This is a genomic window from Streptomyces sp. NPDC029044, assembly GCF_040637495.1.
Classification (GTDB): domain Bacteria; phylum Actinomycetota; class Actinomycetes; order Streptomycetales; family Streptomycetaceae; genus Streptomyces.
On sequence record NZ_JBEZWN010000011.1, the window covers coordinates 26,179 to 42,877 of the forward strand.

The 16,699-nt window shown below is 70.6% G+C and carries 18 protein-coding genes; 6 read left to right on the top strand and 12 right to left on the bottom strand.

The genetic code is table 11. The features are described from left to right. The first annotated feature begins 60 nt into the window (after positions 1-60). Entirely contained in the window at positions 61-1,323 is a 1,263-nt protein-coding gene (locus AB0E85_RS12545) for a PTS transporter subunit EIIC (RefSeq protein ID WP_361925402.1), read from the top strand. A gap of 89 nt (positions 1,324-1,412) precedes the next feature. Here AB0E85_RS12545 and AB0E85_RS12550 read toward each other — a convergent pair whose 3' ends face one another. Then, positions 1,413-2,165, bottom strand: coding sequence for an MBL fold metallo-hydrolase (locus AB0E85_RS12550; protein ID WP_355830850.1), 753 nt, complete (start codon positions 2,163-2,165; stop codon positions 1,413-1,415). Between the two features lie 213 nt (positions 2,166-2,378). Between AB0E85_RS12550 and AB0E85_RS12555 the strand changes: the two genes are divergently transcribed. Beyond that, positions 2,379-2,828 carry a type II toxin-antitoxin system PemK/MazF family toxin gene (locus AB0E85_RS12555; protein ID WP_361925405.1) on the top strand — a complete coding sequence of 150 codons (450 nt, stop codon included), beginning with the start codon at positions 2,379-2,381 and terminating at the stop codon, positions 2,826-2,828. Positions 2,829-2,889: 61 nt separating this feature from the next. Here AB0E85_RS12555 and AB0E85_RS12560 read toward each other — a convergent pair whose 3' ends face one another. The 7 genes from AB0E85_RS12560 to clpS form a co-directional block, all read right to left on the bottom strand. Next, on the bottom strand, positions 2,890-3,840 hold the full coding sequence (locus AB0E85_RS12560) for a cysteine synthase (protein WP_361925407.1): 951 nt from the start codon (positions 3,838-3,840) through the stop codon (positions 2,890-2,892). 6 nt (positions 3,841-3,846) lie between these two features. Further along, on the bottom strand, positions 3,847-4,125 hold the full coding sequence (locus AB0E85_RS12565) for a MoaD/ThiS family protein (protein ID WP_030837819.1): 279 nt from the start codon (positions 4,123-4,125) through the stop codon (positions 3,847-3,849). A gap of 116 nt (positions 4,126-4,241) precedes the next feature. Next, a complete protein-coding gene (locus AB0E85_RS12570) occupies positions 4,242-4,337 on the bottom strand; it encodes a putative leader peptide (protein ID WP_311125941.1) in 96 nt (31 codons plus the stop codon). 98 nt (positions 4,338-4,435) lie between these two features. Next, on the bottom strand, positions 4,436-4,858 hold the full coding sequence (locus AB0E85_RS12575) for a M67 family metallopeptidase (protein WP_031140077.1): 423 nt from the start codon (positions 4,856-4,858) through the stop codon (positions 4,436-4,438). A gap of 133 nt (positions 4,859-4,991) precedes the next feature. Further along, a complete protein-coding gene (locus AB0E85_RS12580; protein WP_361925410.1) occupies positions 4,992-6,419 on the bottom strand; it encodes an amino acid permease in 1,428 nt (475 codons plus the stop codon). 364 nt (positions 6,420-6,783) lie between these two features. After that, positions 6,784-7,389: a DUF2017 domain-containing protein gene (locus AB0E85_RS12585; protein ID WP_033308161.1), complete on the bottom strand. Its 606-nt coding sequence runs from the start codon at positions 7,387-7,389 to the stop codon at positions 6,784-6,786. Between the two features lie 32 nt (positions 7,390-7,421). Next, complete coding sequence (gene clpS / locus AB0E85_RS12590) at positions 7,422-7,739, bottom strand: ATP-dependent Clp protease adapter ClpS (RefSeq protein WP_031102986.1); 318 nt, start codon at positions 7,737-7,739, stop codon at positions 7,422-7,424. A gap of 107 nt (positions 7,740-7,846) precedes the next feature. Here clpS and AB0E85_RS12595 point away from each other — a divergent pair, with 107 nt between their 5' ends. After that, positions 7,847-9,193, top strand: coding sequence for a nicotinate phosphoribosyltransferase (locus tag AB0E85_RS12595; protein ID WP_361925413.1), 1,347 nt, complete (start codon positions 7,847-7,849; stop codon positions 9,191-9,193). A 115-nt stretch (positions 9,194-9,308) separates the two neighbouring features. Next, entirely contained in the window at positions 9,309-9,899 is a 591-nt protein-coding gene (locus AB0E85_RS12600) for an isochorismatase family protein (RefSeq protein ID WP_361925415.1), read from the top strand. Between the two features lie 28 nt (positions 9,900-9,927). Here the strand turns inward: AB0E85_RS12600 and AB0E85_RS12605 are convergent, their stop codons facing one another. Both AB0E85_RS12605 and AB0E85_RS12610 read right to left on the bottom strand, forming a co-directional pair. Next, on the bottom strand, positions 9,928-10,272 hold the full coding sequence (locus AB0E85_RS12605; protein WP_107455229.1) for a hypothetical protein: 345 nt from the start codon (positions 10,270-10,272) through the stop codon (positions 9,928-9,930). Positions 10,273-10,394: 122 nt separating this feature from the next. After that, positions 10,395-12,743, bottom strand: a complete 2,349-nt coding sequence (locus AB0E85_RS12610) for an immune inhibitor A domain-containing protein (RefSeq protein ID WP_361925418.1) — start codon at positions 12,741-12,743, stop codon at positions 10,395-10,397. A 421-nt stretch (positions 12,744-13,164) separates the two neighbouring features. Here AB0E85_RS12610 and AB0E85_RS12615 point away from each other — a divergent pair, with 421 nt between their 5' ends. Further along, positions 13,165-13,437: a hypothetical protein gene (locus AB0E85_RS12615; protein ID WP_361925420.1), complete on the top strand. Its 273-nt coding sequence runs from the start codon at positions 13,165-13,167 to the stop codon at positions 13,435-13,437. Between the two features lie 34 nt (positions 13,438-13,471). Here the strand turns inward: AB0E85_RS12615 and AB0E85_RS12620 are convergent, their stop codons facing one another. Continuing rightward, positions 13,472-14,158 carry an RDD family protein gene (locus AB0E85_RS12620; RefSeq protein ID WP_361925422.1) on the bottom strand — a complete coding sequence of 229 codons (687 nt, stop codon included), beginning with the start codon at positions 14,156-14,158 and terminating at the stop codon, positions 13,472-13,474. A gap of 60 nt (positions 14,159-14,218) precedes the next feature. Further along, positions 14,219-16,042: an RDD family protein gene (locus AB0E85_RS12625; protein ID WP_361925424.1), complete on the bottom strand. Its 1,824-nt coding sequence runs from the start codon at positions 16,040-16,042 to the stop codon at positions 14,219-14,221. A gap of 244 nt (positions 16,043-16,286) precedes the next feature. On the opposite strand from AB0E85_RS12625, the gene AB0E85_RS12630 reads away from it, so the two are divergent. After that, positions 16,287-16,697, top strand: coding sequence for an SsgA family sporulation/cell division regulator (locus AB0E85_RS12630; protein WP_361925426.1), 411 nt, complete (start codon positions 16,287-16,289; stop codon positions 16,695-16,697). Positions 16,698-16,699 lie beyond the last annotated feature (2 nt).

Sequence of the window (16,699 nt, forward strand, 5' to 3'; positions counted from 1 at the left end):
GACGCCGCCGTCCCCCGCTGAATTCTCCCTGGGCGGCGCCGTGCCCCCTGGAGGAAGTTCATGTCCACAGACACCGCCGCGCCCGCGAGCCCGAAGAAGGGCTCGGCCGTGATGGCCGTCATGCAGCGCATCGGCCGCAGCCTGATGCTGCCGGTCGCCGTGCTGCCCGCCGCCGCCCTGCTGGTCCGGCTGGGCAACGACGACATGCTGGGCCGCCCGGAGTTCCCCGCCTTCCTGACGAAGATCGCCGGTTTCATGGCCGCGGGCGGCAACGCGATCCTCGACAACATGGCGCTGCTGTTCGCCGTGGGCATCGCGATCGGCTTCGCCAAGAAGTCGGACGGCTCCACGGCGCTCGCCGCCGTCACCGGCTACCTGGTCTTCCAGCGGGTGCTCGCCACCTTCACCGACCCGAACCAGCCCAAGGTGGAGACCGCCGTCGACGGCAAGGTCGTCATGGTGGAGAAGGCGGTCAACGCCGGTGTCCTCGGCGGCGTGGTCATGGGCATCGTCGTCGCCCTGCTCTACCAGCGCTTCTACCGCACCAAGCTGCCGGACTGGGCCGGCTTCTTCGGCGGCCGCCGGCTGGTCCCGATCCTGTCGGCCTTCGCGGGTCTGATCATCGGCGTCGTCTTCGGATACATCTGGCCGGTCCTGGGCGCGGGCCTGCACAACTTGGGTGAGTGGCTGGTCGGTTCCGGCGCCGTGGGCGCGGGCATCTTCGGTGTCGCCAACCGTGCGCTGATCCCGGTCGGCATGCACCACCTGCTGAACTCCTTCCCGTGGCTCCAGGCGGGCGAGTACGAGGGCAAGCACGGTGACATCGCCCGCTTCCTCGCCGGCGATCCGACCGCCGGGCAGTTCATGACCGGCTTCTTCCCGATCATGATGTTCGCCCTGCCGGCCGCGTGCCTGGCGATCGTGCACTGCGCCCGGCCCGAGCGCCGCAAGGTCGTCGGCGGCATGATGTTCTCCCTCGCGCTGACCTCGTTCGTCACCGGCGTCACCGAGCCGATCGAGTTCACCTTCATGTTCATCGCGCCGGTGCTGTACGCGATCCACGCGGTGCTCACGGGTGTCTCGATGGCGCTGACCTGGGCCCTCGGGATGAAGGACGGCTTCGGCTTCTCGGCCGGTGCGATCGACTTCGCGCTGAACCTCGGCATCGCGACCAACCCGTGGGGCCTGGCCCTGGTCGGTCTGTGCTTCGCGGCGGTCTACTACGCGGTGTTCCGCTTCGCGATCACCAAGTTCAACCTGCCGACGCCGGGCCGCGAGTCCGACGAGGAACTCGCCGAGCTGCAGAAGGCCGAGGCCAAGTAGGCCCGCGCCACGCGGAGGGCCCCGGAACCCGAGCGGGTTCCGGGGCCCTCCGCGTGCGCGGTATGTGCGGTACCGGAACGCGTGGGGGGCTAGATCTCGTACGTCTGCCGGGGCGCGGCGAGGTCCACCGGACCGTCGTACACCTCGCGGGCGTCGGCGAGGTTGACCTGCGGGTCCGTCCACGGCGGGACGTGCGTGAGGACCAGCCGGCGGGCTCCGGCCCGGGCCGCCGTCTCACCCGCTTCGCGGCCGTTGAGGTGCAGGTCGGGGATGTTCTCCTTGCCGTGCGTGAACGCCGCCTCGCACAGGAACAGGTCGGCGTCCCGGGCGAGTTCGTCCAGCGCGGGACTCACGCCGGTGTCGCCGGAGTACGTCAGGACCCTGCCGCCGTGCTCGATCCGGATGCCGTACGCCTCCACGGGGTGGGCGACGCGCTCGGTGTGCACCGTGAACGGGCCGATCTCGAAGGTGGACGGCTTGACCGTGTGGAAGTCGAAGACCTCGCTCATCGAGGAGGCGGAGGGAGTGTCCGCGTAGGCGGTGGTCAGCCGGTGTTCCGTGCCTTCGGGGCCGAAGACGGGGAGTGGATCGCAGCGGCCGCCGTCGTGGCGGTAGTAGCGCGCGACGAAGTACGCGCACATGTCGATGCAGTGGTCGGCGTGCAGGTGGCTGAGGAAGATCGCGTCGAGGTCGTAGAGACCGCAGTGGCGCTGCAACTCGCCCAGGGCACCGTTGCCCATGTCGAGAAGCAGCCGGAAGCCGTCGGCCTCGACGAGGTAGCTCGAGCAGGCCGATTCCGCGGACGGGAACGACCCCGAGCAGCCGACGACGGTGAGCTTCATGAAGCAGAAACCTCCGCTGGCGGGATAAGTCTGAGAGGGGCGTCGGGGGTCGTGCGGTCCGTCGAGCGTAAGGCGCAAAACCTCCGTTAGCTCCTCCACAAAGGCCTGTTGTGGGCGAACTCACCTGTGGTGTCACCGGTTCGGCTGGCACGGCCGGCAGGTGATCCTCGCGAGGGGGGCGCGCGGCAGGGGCGGCGCCGGTAACGTCTCAGTATGGACACGTCCTGGTGGCTGGCGCTCGCCGCGGTGGTACTGCTCGCGCTCGTCGCCACGCTCGTCGACGGCTGGGGCCGGGGGCGGCGGCCGTCCGCCCGGCGGATCCGGACGGCGGCACCGGCCGCCGTGCCGGAGGGCCGGCCGCAGCCGGCGGAGATCTGGTGGGCCGATGTGCCCTACGAGGACGAGGCCCGTACGAAGGACCGCCCCTGTCTGGTGCTGGCGGTGCGCGGGGAGCGGGCGACGGTCGCGAAGATCACCACCCGGTTCCGGGGCGGGGGCGCCGGAGTGATCCCGCTGCCGCCCGGCTCGGTGGGTGACGTCCGGGCCCGGGCGAGCTTCCTGGAGACGGACGAGTTGCGGGAGGTCCCGGTGTGGGGCTTCCGGCGGCGGGTCGGCGTGGTGGACGCGGCGCTGTGGGACCGGGTGCGGTACCTGGCGGGCTGAGCCACCGCGAAGGGCTGGAGTCGAGGACTCCAGCCCTTCGTGTGTCGGTTGTCGCCGTCGGCTACGCCCAGAGCTGGCCCTGGACCGTCTCGATGGCCTCCTCCGTGGTGGCCGCCGTGTAGACGCCCGTCGAGAGGTACTTCCAGCCGCCGTCGGCGACGACGAAGACGATGTCGGCGCTCTCCCCCGCCTTGACGGCCTTCTTGCCGACGCCGATCGCGGCGTGCAGCGCGGCGCCCGTGGACACGCCGGCGAAGATGCCCTCCTGCTGGAGCAGCTCGCGGGTACGGGTGACCGCGTCCGCCGAGCCGACCGAGAAGCGGCTGGTGAGGACGGACGCGTCGTACAGCTCGGGGACGAAGCCCTCGTCGAGGTTGCGCAGACCGTAGACCAGGTCGTCGTAGCGCGGTTCGGCGGCGACGATCTGGACGTCCGGCTTGTGCTCGCGCAGGAAGCGGCCGACGCCCATGAGGGTGCCGGTGGTGCCGAGGCCGGCCACGAAGTGCGTGACGGACGGCAGGTCGGCGAGGATCTCGGGGCCGGTCGTGGCGTAGTGGGCGCCCGCGTTGTCCGGGTTGCCGTACTGGTAGAGCATCACCCAGTCGGGGTGCTCGGCCGAGAGCTCCTTGGCGACGCGCACGGCGGTGTTGGAACCGCCCGCCGCCGGGGAGGAGACGATCTCCGCGCCCCACATGCCCAGCAGGTCCCGGCGTTCCTGCGAGGTGTTCTCCGGCATCACGCAGACGATGCGGTAGCCCTTGAGCTTCGCCGCCATCGCCAGGGAGATACCGGTGTTGCCCGACGTCGGCTCGAGGATGGTGCAGCCCGGGGTCAGGCGGCCGTCCTTCTCCGCCTGCTCGATCATGTGCAGGGCGGGACGGTCCTTGACGGACCCCGTCGGGTTGCGGTCCTCCAGCTTCGCCCAGATGCGCACGTCGGCGGACGGCGACAGCCGCGGCAGGCGCACCAGGGGGGTGTTGCCGACCGCGGCCAGGGGGGAGTCGTAGCGCATCGGTGATCAGACCATGCCGCCGGCCACGGCCGGCAGGATCGTGACGTTGTCGCCGTCCGACAGCTTGGTGTTGATGCCGTCGAGGAAGCGGACGTCCTCGTCGTTCAGGTAGACGTTGACGAAGCGGCGCAGGCTGTCGCCGTCCACGATGCGGGCCTGGATGCCGGCGTGCCGGGTCTCGAGGTCGGTGAAGAGCTCGGCGAGGGTGTCTCCCTTGCCCTCCACTGCCTTCTGACCGTCGGTGTAGGTGCGGAGGATGGTCGGGATGCGGACCTCGATGGCCATGGCTTCAGGGCTCCTGTCGGGAGTAGTCGGTCAGGGCGCGCGGCAGCGCAGGAACGGCGGGGTGGTGCGTGTGTGCGGCGCCGCGGCTCACGGCCGTACGGCGGCAGGGACCTGCGTCAACAGATGGCGCTGGCGAGCCTGCACAGGTCGACGTGCAGCCGCGCCACGAGCAGCTCGCCCGGCGTCTTGTCGCTCACGTCGTGGAAAACCATGGGCTCATCGTATCGATTCCCGGTCCGGGTTCTGGAATGTGATCCCACATCGCGGACGTTTCCGGGCCGGGGAGTGAGACCGTGCTGTTCAGGCGTCCTCAGTATGCCTCGACGACCTGGACCTCCTCCTCCGTGACCTCGCCCTCGACGATCCGGAAGGAGCGGAACTGGAACTCACCGGCGCCGTCGGTGTCGGCGGTGGAGACGAGGACGTAGTGGGCGCCGGGCTCGTTGGCGTAGGAGATGTCGGTACGGGAGGGGTAGGCCTCGGTCGCGGTGTGGGAGTGGTAGATGACCACCGGCTCCTCGTCGCGGTCGTCCATCTCGCGGTAGAGCTTGAGCAGGTCGCCGGAGTCGAACTCGTAGAACGTGGGCGACATGGCCGCGTTGAGCATGGGGATGAAGCGCTCGGGGCGGTCCGAACCCGCCGGGCCGGCGACGACGCCGCACGCCTCGTCGGGGTGGTCCTTGCGCGCATGGGCGACGATCTGGTCGACGAGGGCCTGGGTGATGGTCAGCATGCTCGTCAGGATAAGCAGAAGGGCCGTTCCGTACCGAGGGTTGATACGGAACGGCCCATATGCCGGACGCCCTGAGCGGCAGCGGCAGGGAGTGCCACGAGTACTCCCTGCGGCTGGGCGTCCCGCGGGGTGGTCAGCCGACCTTCTCGAACTCCGCGTCGCCGCGGCGCTCGGTGAGCTGCGGGTTGCGGCGCTTGAGGACCGCCCAGCCGACACCGAGGGCGACGGCCCAGCCGGCCGCGACGTACAGGCAGACGCGCGCGTCCTTGTCGTACGCGATCATGCAGGTCACGCCGACGAGGAAGAGCAGCGCGACCCAGCTGAAGAGCGCACCGCCGGGAGCGGGGAAGGACGAGGCGCGCAGCCGGCCCGCGTCGACCGCGGAGCGGTAGCGGATGTGGCTGACGAGGATCATCATCCAGGTCCAGATGCCGGCCGCGGTGGCGACGGAGGTGACGTAGAGGAACGCCTTCTCCGGGACGACGTAGTTCAGGACCACGCCGATGCCCATGAGCGCGACGGAGACCGTGATGCCGACGGCGGGCGTCTTGCGGGCGTTGAGCTTGCCGAACGCCTGGGGAGCCTCGCTGTTGGCGGCCAGGTCGCGCAGCATCCGGCCGGTCGAGTACATGCCGGAGTTGCAGGACGACAGGGCCGCGGTGAGCACCACGAAGTTCACGATGCCCGCGGCGAGGGGGATGCCGATCTTGCCGAAGGCGTGCACGAAGGGGCTCTCGCCGGCGGAGAACTCGGTCCACTTGACGACGGAGAGGATCACCAGCAGGGCGCCCACGTAGAAGACGATGATGCGCCAGGGCAGGGTGTTGATGGCCTTGGGCAGCGTCTTCTCGGGGTTCTCGGACTCGCCCGCGGTGACGCCGACGAGCTCGACGGCGAGGTAGGCGAACATGACGCCCTGGAGCGTCATCAGGCTGGAGCCGATGCCGTTCGGGAAGAAACCGTCGTGCGCCCAGAGGTTCGAGACGGTGGCGGTGTCACCGGCGTCGGAGAAGCCGAGGGTGAGCACGCCGAGGCCGATGACGATCATGCCGATGATGGCGGTGACCTTGATCATCGAGAACCAGAACTCGACCTCGCCGAAGATCTTGACGGAGATCAGGTTGACGCCGAAGAGCACCACCAGGAACACCAGGGCGCTGACCCACTGGGGGATCTCCGGGAACCAGAAGTGGATGTAGATCGCGGCGGCCGTGAGTTCGGCCATGCCGGTGACCACCCACATGAGCCAGTAGGTCCAGCCCGTGACGAACCCGAAGAACGGGCCGAGGAACTCGCGGGCGTACTCGGCGAAGGAGCCGGAGACGGGCCGGTAGAGGAGGAGCTCGCCCAGGGCCCGCATGATGAAGAAGATCACGACGCCGGCGAGGGCGTACATGAGGATGATGCTGGGTCCCGCCTTGGCGATGTTCGCTCCGGCACCCATGAACAGGCCGACGCCGATGGCGCCGCCGATCGCGATCATCTGGACCTGGCGACTGCCGAGTCCGCGCTCGTACCCCTCTTCGGAGACGTTTTCCGATTCGACCTGCGCAGAGGTCATGTGTGGTGCGCCTTTCTCCATGCCGATCCCGGCCCTCGTCGGCCTCGGATCGGGTTTCGATCCCCCCGGAATGATGGAGCTGAGCGGGCCCGGAAGCCCGCTCGTGCCTGGCCGGCGGTTGCCGGCTCGGTGGCGCACCCGGCCGAACATTCGGGTGGTGTTCTGCCGGGCGGTCGTGAAGATTTATCACGGCCGCAACACTGATCACAGGGGTGGGATGTGGCACACCACACAGGGAAAAGCGGACAAAACGCTTTCGAGGGGGCCATAGGAGGCGGGTGCGGTGACGGGATCGTTATCCGGATTTGAGTGTCCTCTGAGCGAACACCCTTCGGTCACCCGCCGGTCACAAAACCTGCACTGATCAGGCCATAAGGGTTCCGACCAGCGTCTCCTGGAGTCCACCCAGCCACAGGTAGGCCATCACCATCGGCTTGCGCGGGTCCGTGTCCGGGAGGCGGTAGAGGAGGTCGGTGTCCTCGTCGTCGGTGATCTCCAGCCGCGAGCCGATCGCGAGCCGCAGATCGTTCAGGGCGCCCAGCCACTGCTGGGACTCCGCCGGCGACAGCTTCAGCACCGCGCCGCCCTCGCCGGCCGAGGCCGAGGAGAGCGCGTCGAGGGAGCGGATCACCGCCAGGGCGCTGTCCCGCTTGCCGGCCCGCAGGTCGTTCTCGGTGTAGCGCCGGAACTCCGCGGAGTACGCCTTCTGCTCCTCGGCGTCCCGCGGCGAGGCGGGCTGCTCGGGGTCGCTGTAGGCGTCCGGGAAGAGCCGCCTCAGGACCGGGTCGCTGGGCGGTTCGCTGGGGCCCTCGGCGAACAGGTCGGCGAGCGGGTCGCCGCTGTCCTCGGCGGGGCCGGGGCCGATGAGCTCCAGGAGCTGGACGGCCAGCGACCGGATGATGGAGATCTCGACGTCGTCGAGGGCGACGGCCGCGCCGCCGCCGGGGAGCGGTTCGAAGGTTCCGGGCATGAACGCCTTTTCGCTGCTGGGCGGGGTGCTGGCTACTTGCGGTCCTGCTGGAGGGTGGCCCACAGGCCGTAGCCGTGCATGGCCTGCACGTCGCGTTCCATCTCCTCGCGGCTGCCGCTGGAGACGACCGCCCGGCCCTTGTGGTGGACGTCGAGCATGAGCTTGGTGGCCTTGTCCTTGGAGTAGCCGAAGTACGACTGGAAGACGTACGTCACGTAGCTCATGAGGTTGACCGGGTCGTTGTGGACGATGGTGACCCACGGGACGTCCGGCTCGGGTACGGCGAAGACCTCCTCCGCCGACTCGGTGCGTTCGATCTCCAGGGGCGCGGGTGACGTCACACTGCCCATGCTGCCACCCGAGGGGGGTAGTCGCACAAACGGGCCTGGCCGCAAGGCGATCGCGTGTCCGCGGACTGCAATCGTCAGATTGACGAAATGGGGGTACGCTCCTCCTCATGAACACAGCGGACCTTGGGCTGCCGGTGGATGTTCCCTCGACGGCGCTCTTCACGGACCAGTACGAGCTGACGATGCTGCGGGCCGCCCTGACGGCGGGCACGGCCGAGCGGCGGAGCGTGTTCGAGGTCTTCACCCGGCGGCTGCCGAACGGGCGCCGCTACGGCGTCGTGGGCGGCACCGGCCGGGTGCTGGACGCGGTGGAGAACTTCCGTTTCGACTCGGCCGTGCTGTCCTTCCTGCGGGAGCGGGAGATCGTCGACGAGGAGACCCTGGACTGGCTGGCCGGCTACCGGTTCCGCGGCGACATCTGGGGCTACCCGGAGGGCGAGGTGTACTTCCCGGGCTCGCCGATCATGCGGGTCGAGGGCACCTTCGCCGAGTGCGTGCTGCTGGAGACCGTGATCCTGTCGATCCTCAACCACGACTCGGCGATCGCCGCGGCGGCCTCGCGGATGTCGGCGGCCGCGGGCGACCGGCCGCTGATCGAGATGGGCGCCCGGCGCACCCACGAGCTGGCCGCGGTGGCCGCGTCCCGGGCCGCGTACGTCGGCGGCTTCGCGACCACCTCCGACCTGGCGGCCGGCTTCCGCTACGGCATCCCGACCGTCGGCACCTCCGCGCACGCCTTCACCCTGCTGCACGACAGCGAGCGGGACGCCTTCCAGGCCCAGGTGAACACCCTCGGCCGGGGCACCACGCTGCTGGTGGACACCTACGACGTCGCCGAGGCGGTCCGCACGGCCGTCGAGGTCGCCGGGACGGAGCTGGGCGCGGTCCGCATCGACTCCGGTGATCTGCTGCTGGTGGCGCACCGGGTGCGGCAGCAGCTCGACGAGCTGGGCGCGACCGGTACGAAGATCGTGGTGACGTCGGATCTGGACGAGTACGCGATCGCGTCGCTGGCGGCGGCCCCGGTGGACGCCTACGGCGTCGGGACGCAGCTGGTGACCGGCTCCGGCCACCCCACCTCCTCGATGGTCTACAAGCTGGTCGCGCGGGCCGAGTCCGCGGGCCCGAAGGCGCCGCTGGTGCCGGTGGCGAAGAAGTCCAGCGGCGGCAAGACGTCGATCGGCGGACGCAAGTGGGCCGCGCGGCGGCTGGACTCCTACGGGGTCGCCGAGGCCGAGGTGATCGGCACCGGGCCGGTGCCGGCCGGGCTCGCGGACCGGCAGCTGCTGGTGGAGCTGGTCAAGGGCGGCGAGGTGGTGGCGCGCGAGCCCCTGGACGCGGCGCGCGAGCGGCACACGAGGGCGCGCGCGGGTCTTCCGATGTCGGCCACGCAGCTCTCGCGCGGGGAGCCCGTCCTTCCCACGGAGTACCTGCACGACAGCTCGGGTAGCTAAAGGCGGTGTGCCGAGATGCGCCGACCTGTGGCCCTTCCCGTCCGCTCCCCTCTGTCAATAGGCTCGGTGGCTCAACGGCCGGGCTTGCCGACCTCATAGCCGAAGGACACCGACCATGCGCCGCGCCTTGATCGTCGTCGATGTGCAGAACGACTTCTGCGAAGGGGGCAGCCTCGCGGTGGCCGGCGGTGCCGACGTGGCCGCAGCCGTCACGGAACTGATCGGGCAGGCGGCCGGCTCCGGCTACCAGCACGTCGTGGCCACCCGCGACCACCACATCGCCCCCGGCGGCCACTTCTCCACCAACCCGGACTACGCCCGCTCCTGGCCCGCGCACTGCGTCGCCGGCACGGAGGGCGTGGGCTTCCACCCGAACTTCGCCCCCGCTGTCGCCTCCGGCTCGATCGACGCGGTGTTCGACAAGGGGGCGTACTCGGCGGCGTACAGCGGTTTCGAGGGCGCGGACGAGAACGGCACGCCCCTGGCCGACTGGCTCCGCTCGCGCGAGGTCACCGAGGTCGACGTGGTCGGCATCGCCACGGACCACTGCGTGCGTGCCACGGCCCTCGACGCCGCCCGGGAGGGCTTCCGTACGCAGGTCCTGCTGGACCTGACGGCCGGGGTGGCCCAGGAGAGCACCGAGCGGGCCCTGGAGGAGCTGCGCCGGGCGGGCGTGGAGCTGTCGGGCAAGCCGGTCGTGCAGTAGCCCCGGGGGCCGGAGGGGCGTCCGCCGGTCAGGTCTGGGCCGTCGGGCGCCTGAGGAGCGCCCTGATCGGCCGCCACAGCTCCTGGGCCAGGTCCGGGCTCGACGCGACACCGTTGTCGGGGGCCGTGCGCCATATGAGGCCGTCCGGGTGGTGCAGGACCGCCGTGATCTCGTCGGGGGTCGGCGGGGCGGCGTTGCCGCGCAGGTACACCGACCGCAGACCCAGGTTGCGGAGCCTGGTCAGGGCCCGGGCCCGGTTCACCGAGTGGACGAGGACGCGGACGGCGCCGGGGCCGTCGGCGGCGGGGCTGGGCAGGTTCAGTGCCACCACCACCGTGCCGTTCGGCAGCTTGCAGAAGCCTCCTGCGGCCATGCGCTCATCCCCCCGTGTCGGTCGGTGTCAATAAGAGAGCCACAGGACGCACCTAAACACGGATCGGCGGTGACCCGCCAGTGGGTCACCGCCGATCATGTTCTGACCTGCAAGGATGCGGATTACCTACCCGCGGCGCCGACCTCCAGCTCGATCGTCGAGCCGTCCTTGGCTTCCTTGAGGATCTTGATCTTCGTGTTGGTGTCAGTGATCTTGACACCCGCGGTGGGGTTCGACTCGTCGTAGTAGTCGTTCTTCCGGTCGTTGAAGACCGAGACGCCCTTCGAGCCCGGGATGTACTTCGCCACGTCCGCCTTGTGCAGCGTCATGCCGTCGGTGCGGTAGAGGCTGAACGGCGAGTCGTAGGACTGGATGCGGTTGCGCATCAGCGTGCCGTCGGCCCACTTCAGCGCGTCCGGGTGCGAGTCGACCGGCAGGACCAGACCGGTGCCCTTGTGCTGGCTGGTGTTGTTGTCCGCCTGGGAGGTGTCCCACTTCCAGATCAGCAGGCCGTTCTGGTACGCGTAGTGCTCCACCCAGTCCGGGCGCGCCGTGAAGCCGAAGTTGTACGGGCCGACCTTCAGGGTCTTGTCGTACGACACGTACTGCCGGTTCTCGGCGATGTAGTACTGCGCGTAGTCCTTGGTGAAGGACGCGCCGATGCGGGAGAAGCCGGTGGCCTTCCACGCGGCGTCCGCGCTCTCGGCGTTGTCGGTGAAGACGGGGGCGCCGTCGGCCGTCACCGTGATCGCGTCGGCCGCGAAGCCCTTCTGGGCCACGCCGCCGTCGGTCTGGTAGCGGAAGCGGAGGTCGATCTTCTTGCCCGCGTAGGCGTCGAGCGGGAAGGCGAGCTTCTTGTAACCGTCGACCGTGCCGGTCAGGACCGGCTTGTCGCTGGCGTCGCGCTGGATCGGCTGGCCGTCCACCGTGCCGTCGACAGCGGTCCAGTTGGCGCCGCCGTCGGTCGAGACCTCGGTGTAGAGGAAGTCGTAGTTGGCCTCGATGTCGTACCAGCCGTCGAGGGTCAGCTGCGCCTTCGCCTTGCCGGTCAGGTCGACCGAACGCGTCAGGGTGTTCTTGAGGTTGTCACCGCTGCCGCTCCACCACTGGGTCTTGCCCTCGGCGGGGGTGACGACCTCGGTGGTGACCGCCTTCTTGGGGAGGTCGACGACCAGGGCCTGCTTGTGCTTGGTGTTGTACTCCGCCACGCCCAGCTTGTGCCAGGAGTTGACGCCGGCCTTGGCCTTGTCGAAGTTCAGCCAGCCGAGCTGAAGCTTGTCCCAGGCGGTCATGTCGCCGGGCAGGTCACCGATCTCGTTCTTGCCGGTGCCGAGCCAGGAACCGGACGACATCAGCGTCCAGAAGCCGGTGGAGTTCTCGCCGCCCGCGGTGTCGTAATGGTCGGGCAGACCGAGGTCGTGGCCGTACTCGTGGGCGTAGACGCCGAGTCCGCCGTTCTCCGGCTGGACGGTGTAGTCGCCGACCCAGATGCCGGTGTCGCCGATCTTCGCGCCGCCGAGCTTGTTGTTCTCGGGGCCGGTGGCGCCGGCGTCGGTGCCGAAGGCGTACCAGCGGTGCGCCCAGATCGCGTCGGTGCCCTGGGCGCCGCCGCCCGCGGACTCGTCCTCGCCCGCGTGCACGATCTGGAAGTGGTCGATGTAGCCGTCGGGCTCGTTGAAGTCGCCGTCGCCGTCGAAGTCGTAGCGGTCCCACTCGTCGAAGCGCGCGACGTCCGCCTTGATCTGCGCGTCGGTCCTCCCCGCTGCCTTCTGCTGGGAGACCCAGGCGTTCAGACCGTCGCTGACGACGTTCCACACACTGGAGCAGTTGGTGTCGCCGCAGGCGTTGTTGCCGTAGCGCGCCTCGTTGTAGGGGACCTTGACCCAGTCGGAGACCTCGCCCTCGACCGAGTAGCGGCCCGAGGACTGCTTCTCGTAGTAGGTCTTGACGGAGTCGACGCCCTTGCCCGAACCGAAGTACAGGTCCTGGAAGTAGTCCCGGTCGTAGTCGGCCCGCCAGGCCGTGGAGTTGTCCTTCTTGCGGTCGGGCTTGGGTATCGCGTTGTGCAGCGGGCCCGGGGTGCCGCCGTAGCGGCTGTCGATCTGGTCCCCGAACTCGACCAGGATCGTGAAGATCTTGTCGGTCTTCTCGCGGCCGAGCTCGACGTACTTGGCGTCGCCCTTCTTGCTCTTGAGCTGGACGACCTTCGAGCCCTCGCGGTTCTTGACCTTGCTCTTGCCCGACAGGACCTGGTTGAGGGCCTCCTGGCGCTGGGCGTCCTGCGTCTTGCTCAGCGGTCCTTCGAGGTCGTGCTCGTCGTGGTGACGTTCCGCCGGGTCGTGCCGGTCCACGGTGGTGGACCGGGGGGCCGGGGCGTCGTCGGCCACCGCGTAGGTCGAGGCGGTGGCAGTGGCCGCCGTGAGCGCCACGCTTATGGCGGCCGCTCTGAACGTCCAGGGTCTACTGGTCACTTGAGATCCTCCCCCGCGTTCGGGCGCGCGGCAGGCAGGGTCCCGGTCGTGGAAATCCGCGCGCGCGTGATCAACGCGTGTAGTCAAGTGACGACATTTGACTAGAGGTTTAGAAGAAAAGACAGACCTTGACTTGCACAAGTCAAGTGCACTATGCGGAGGCAACGTTCGTTTTACGGACAACCAAACGGTTGTCCCGAGGCCCTCCCCACCGGCCGTGCGGGCGCGTGCATATGTCCACTACGTGGACGTCATGACTCCGTGCGCCCCCTGTGCACCGCCCTTGTTGATTAGGTCACGCTTACCGCCGGTTCCGGTCGGGCACCCTGCCGGTGAGAATGTCGGAAGGCCGGACGCCCGGAAACCGGCGCAATGCCAGCCCGACACCGCCGTGGACCCCCACTTCGAGGACATGATGGCCATGCCCCGTCCGACTGCCGCACAGCTCGCCTACGGTTCGTGCACCGTGATCTTCTCGACCTTCGCCATGCTGCTGCTGTCTCAGACGAGTTCGGGTGCGGGGATCGCGGTCATCGCCGTCGCGGCGCTCGCCCTCGGACTGCTGGTCGCCATGACGGTGCCGCTGTCCGGGAAGCGCCCCGCCGCCGTGGCACAGCCCGTACCCCTGGAACCCGTACGGGCCTCGATCCCGGCGCCGGCCCCGGAACCGGTACGCGAACGGGCGGCCTCCTGACCACCCGCTGCACCCCGGTTGATCGTTCTGCGCCTCAATCGGTGCTGACCACGACCGTTTTGGCCGCCTTGTCGTGCAGGCCCTGCTTGTAGGGCCGGTCGAAGAAGCTCCAGCCTCCGCAGATCGCGGTCCAGACGCACGCGCAGCAGAAGGCGAACGGGAGCCACAGCACCGCGGCTCGCGCCAGCGCGTTCTGCACGGAGGGCGTCGCACCGTTGTCCAGGTTGGCCACCCGCATGTGCAGCAGCTTCTTGCCGAGGGTCTGGCCGGTCCGCGCGGTCAGGACGGTGTCGTAGGCGATGTAGAGGACGGCGGCGACCCCCGACTGCCAGAACGACTTGCTGACCTCGATGCGGTCGCTGTCCACGTCGTACTCGTTGACGCCGAAACCCCACGTGATCAGCCAGACGACGGCACCCACCAGGATCATGTCGATGACGCGCGCGAGCGTGCGCTTGACACTGTCGGCGAGCGGGGGCATCCCCGCGAGGGGGTCGGTGGGGTAGGAACCGCCGCCGTACGGATCACCGCCGTAGGGGCCGCCTCCGGAGCCGTCAGCCGGACCGCCGGGACCGCCCGGGCCGCCGCCCTCGTACGGCGGGGGTTCGCTGCCGTAGGGCGAGTCCGCGCCCTGGCCCGGTGGCTCGTTCGGGGGGCGCTTGCGGAACGGGTCGTCTTCCGGAGGCTCCTGGCCGGAGCCGGAGGGCGGTTCGCTGCTCATGGCCCGAGTCGACCGCGAACCCCCCGGCTTCGCATCCGGCGGACATCCGTCCGAGGGAGGTCAGCCCGCCACGAACGTGTGCGCGGCCTTGTCGTGCCAGCACTGGCGCCAGGGCCGGTCGAAGAGGCACCAGGCGACGCCGACGATCCCCACCACGAGGAGCCCGGGCACGCTGTAGACCAGCCAGCGGCGCAGGGCCGCGCCGAAGCCGGGCGAGTCGTGGCCCTCGATGTCGCGGACGTCGAGGCCCATCAGCCGCTTGCCGAGGGTGCGGCCCCACTTGGCGGTGGGCAGCACCTCGCAGAGCACACCGGCGAGCAGCAGCACGGCCAGGATGATGCCGAGGTAGAGCGAGGTGGTGCCGTCCAGCAGCCAGACCGTGACGGTCTCGCCGGACAGCTTGGCCGCGTCGATCTTCTCGTTGACGTGGTCGATCGCCTTGGTGCCGAGCGGGACGGCGGCCGCGGCGGTGAGCGCGGCGAGCACGACGGTGTCCAGCAGCCGGGCCACCAGCCGCTTGCCGAGTCCGGCCGGGCGGGCCTCCGCCTGGCGCCGGGCGGCCGCCTGGAACACGTCCTCGACCGGCGGCTTCCAGGGTGTGACGGGCTGCTCGTCACCGCCGCCGGCTCCGGCGAGCCGGTGCACCTGCTGCGCCCAGGAGGACTGGCCGCCGCCGGGACCCGCGCTGAGGGGCGTACCGGAGGCCGCGGCGCCGGGCCGGCCGCTGCCGGGCCCGCCGGACTGTGCGGGGACGGTGGGCGCCGCCTGAGGTCCGGACAACGCCGTCGGGGCTGCCCCCGGGGCCTGGGCCGCCGCGCCCCCGGCCCCGGGCTGCGCGGCGGAGGCGCGGGCGGCTGCCGCCTTGCCCGCACCGAAGCCGGGCCCCGCGGAACCGCTCCCGGAACCGGCCGGCCCGCCCTGCGCACCGAACGCCGGTCCCGACGTGCCCGCGCCTGAGCCCGCCGCTCCGGTCCCGCCGAAGGCGGGCGCCGCAGCGCTGCCCGAGCCGGCCGGACCGAAGCCGGAACCGGCCGCACGGCCCTGCCCGCCGGAGCCTGGAGCGGCCGGGTCGCCGCCCGACCCCACCGGCCCGAAACCGGAGCCCGCGGCCCCGCCCGGCCCTCCGAAGCCGGGCGCCGCCGCGCCGCCGGCCGATCCCGCCGGCCCGAAGCCGGCGCCGCCGGCACTGCCACCGGATCCCGCCGCCCCGCGGTCCGAACCCGAACCCCCCGGCCCCCCGGCCGGTTTCGAGCCGCCGCCGGCCGGACCCGGGCGCGGGGACACCGCGCGGAACGTCATCGTGCCGTCGTCGGGGGCATCGGCCGGGGCCCCTCCACCCGGCTGTCCCGTCTGCCCCGTCGGACGGCGGAACACGAACGTGCTGCCCCCCGCCGCCGCGTTCGCCTCCCGGTCGGCCTGCGGGGCGTCCGCCGTGCCGTCGCCGCGGGCCGACTCCCCGTCGGGCCGCGGGCCGGCGGGCGACACCCTCGGGTCGGCGCCCTGCGCGCCCTGCGGCGCACCCCACGAGACACGGCGGTCCTGGTCGCCGCCGAAGCCGGACTGACGCGAGCGGTCCGCGCCCCAGGCGGAGGCCGGTTCGGGACGGCTGCCGTGCTGGACGTCGGCGGCGGACGGCGCCTCGGACGCCTCCTCGACCGGGTCCTCGTCGAAGAAGTGCGGGCCGGTCTCCTCGACCGAGGCGGGCTGCGCCGCCCCCGCTCCGGGCGGCGGCGCGAGCGACTCGCCGTCCCGGGGTGCCGGACGGCTGGTGCCCGGCACCCAGGAAGCGCCGTTCCAGTACCGGACATATCCAGGAATGGACGGGTCCGGGTAATACCCTTCGCGGGGCCTGTCGTCACCGGGGGCCGGGGTTGGGGCGCTCATGTCCGTCGTCCCGTATCTGCTCGGGGGCCAAATGGGGGCCTCCACATCTATCAGACGTGCGGGGGGCCCACCGCCGCTCCCACCGGACCCACCCCTTTCGAGCACCGATGTGCTACGCACCGCGCCGCTCCGGCGGATCCCCCTGCGAAAAAACTTCCGGGAAGGCGCGTAATGCCGCGTCCCCCGCCCGCTCTCTCCTCCCGACCGGCCCTCGCGGGCAGCCGTCAGGAGAAGGGAGACCGCCGTGCACACCGTGGTGGAGCGGGAACTGGAGCTGAAACTCGTCCTGTCGCCGGAGCGCAGGATCCCCGTGCCGGCCCGGCTCGGGTACCTCACGGACGACCCCTACGCCGTCCACGTCACCTTCCACACCGACACCGAGCACCCGGTGTACTGGACGTTCGCCCGGGACCTGCTCGTCGAGGGCGTGTTCCGGCCGTGCGGGCAGGGGGACGTGCGGGTGTGGCCGACGAAGACCGAGGGGCGCAGCGTGGTGCTGATGGCGCTGAGTTCACCCGACGGGGACGCCCTGCTGGAGGCCCCGGCGGCGGCGGTGTCGGCCTGGCTGGAGCGCACGCTGCGGGTGGTCCCGCCGGGGACGGAGGGCGAGCAGCTCGGGCTGGACGACGAGCTGGCCCAATTGCTCGCCCAGTGAGG

Coding starts and splice junctions, on each gene's coding strand:
- AB0E85_RS12545 (WP_361925402.1), top strand. CDS start 61: ATGTCCACAGACACCGCCGCGCCCGCGAGCCCGAAGAAGGGCTCGGCC.
- AB0E85_RS12620 (WP_361925422.1), bottom strand. CDS start 14,158: ATGAGCAGCGAACCGCCCTCCGGCTCCGGCCAGGAGCCTCCGGAAGAC.
- AB0E85_RS12555 (WP_361925405.1), top strand. CDS start 2,379: ATGGACACGTCCTGGTGGCTGGCGCTCGCCGCGGTGGTACTGCTCGCG.
- clpS (WP_031102986.1), bottom strand. CDS start 7,739: ATGGGCAGTGTGACGTCACCCGCGCCCCTGGAGATCGAACGCACCGAG.
- AB0E85_RS12605 (WP_107455229.1), bottom strand. CDS start 10,272: ATGGCCGCAGGAGGCTTCTGCAAGCTGCCGAACGGCACGGTGGTGGTG.
- AB0E85_RS12550 (WP_355830850.1), bottom strand. CDS start 2,165: ATGAAGCTCACCGTCGTCGGCTGCTCGGGGTCGTTCCCGTCCGCGGAA.
- AB0E85_RS12600 (WP_361925415.1), top strand. CDS start 9,309: ATGCGCCGCGCCTTGATCGTCGTCGATGTGCAGAACGACTTCTGCGAA.
- AB0E85_RS12580 (WP_361925410.1), bottom strand. CDS start 6,419: ATGACCTCTGCGCAGGTCGAATCGGAAAACGTCTCCGAAGAGGGGTAC.
- AB0E85_RS12595 (WP_361925413.1), top strand. CDS start 7,847: ATGAACACAGCGGACCTTGGGCTGCCGGTGGATGTTCCCTCGACGGCG.
- AB0E85_RS12615 (WP_361925420.1), top strand. CDS start 13,165: ATGCCCCGTCCGACTGCCGCACAGCTCGCCTACGGTTCGTGCACCGTG.
- AB0E85_RS12565 (WP_030837819.1), bottom strand. CDS start 4,125: ATGGCCATCGAGGTCCGCATCCCGACCATCCTCCGCACCTACACCGAC.
- AB0E85_RS12570 (WP_311125941.1), bottom strand. CDS start 4,337: ATGGTTTTCCACGACGTGAGCGACAAGACGCCGGGCGAGCTGCTCGTG.
- AB0E85_RS12585 (WP_033308161.1), bottom strand. CDS start 7,389: ATGCCCGGAACCTTCGAACCGCTCCCCGGCGGCGGCGCGGCCGTCGCC.
- AB0E85_RS12560 (WP_361925407.1), bottom strand. CDS start 3,840: ATGCGCTACGACTCCCCCCTGGCCGCGGTCGGCAACACCCCCCTGGTG.
- AB0E85_RS12625 (WP_361925424.1), bottom strand. CDS start 16,042: ATGAGCGCCCCAACCCCGGCCCCCGGTGACGACAGGCCCCGCGAAGGG.
- AB0E85_RS12575 (WP_031140077.1), bottom strand. CDS start 4,858: ATGCTGACCATCACCCAGGCCCTCGTCGACCAGATCGTCGCCCATGCG.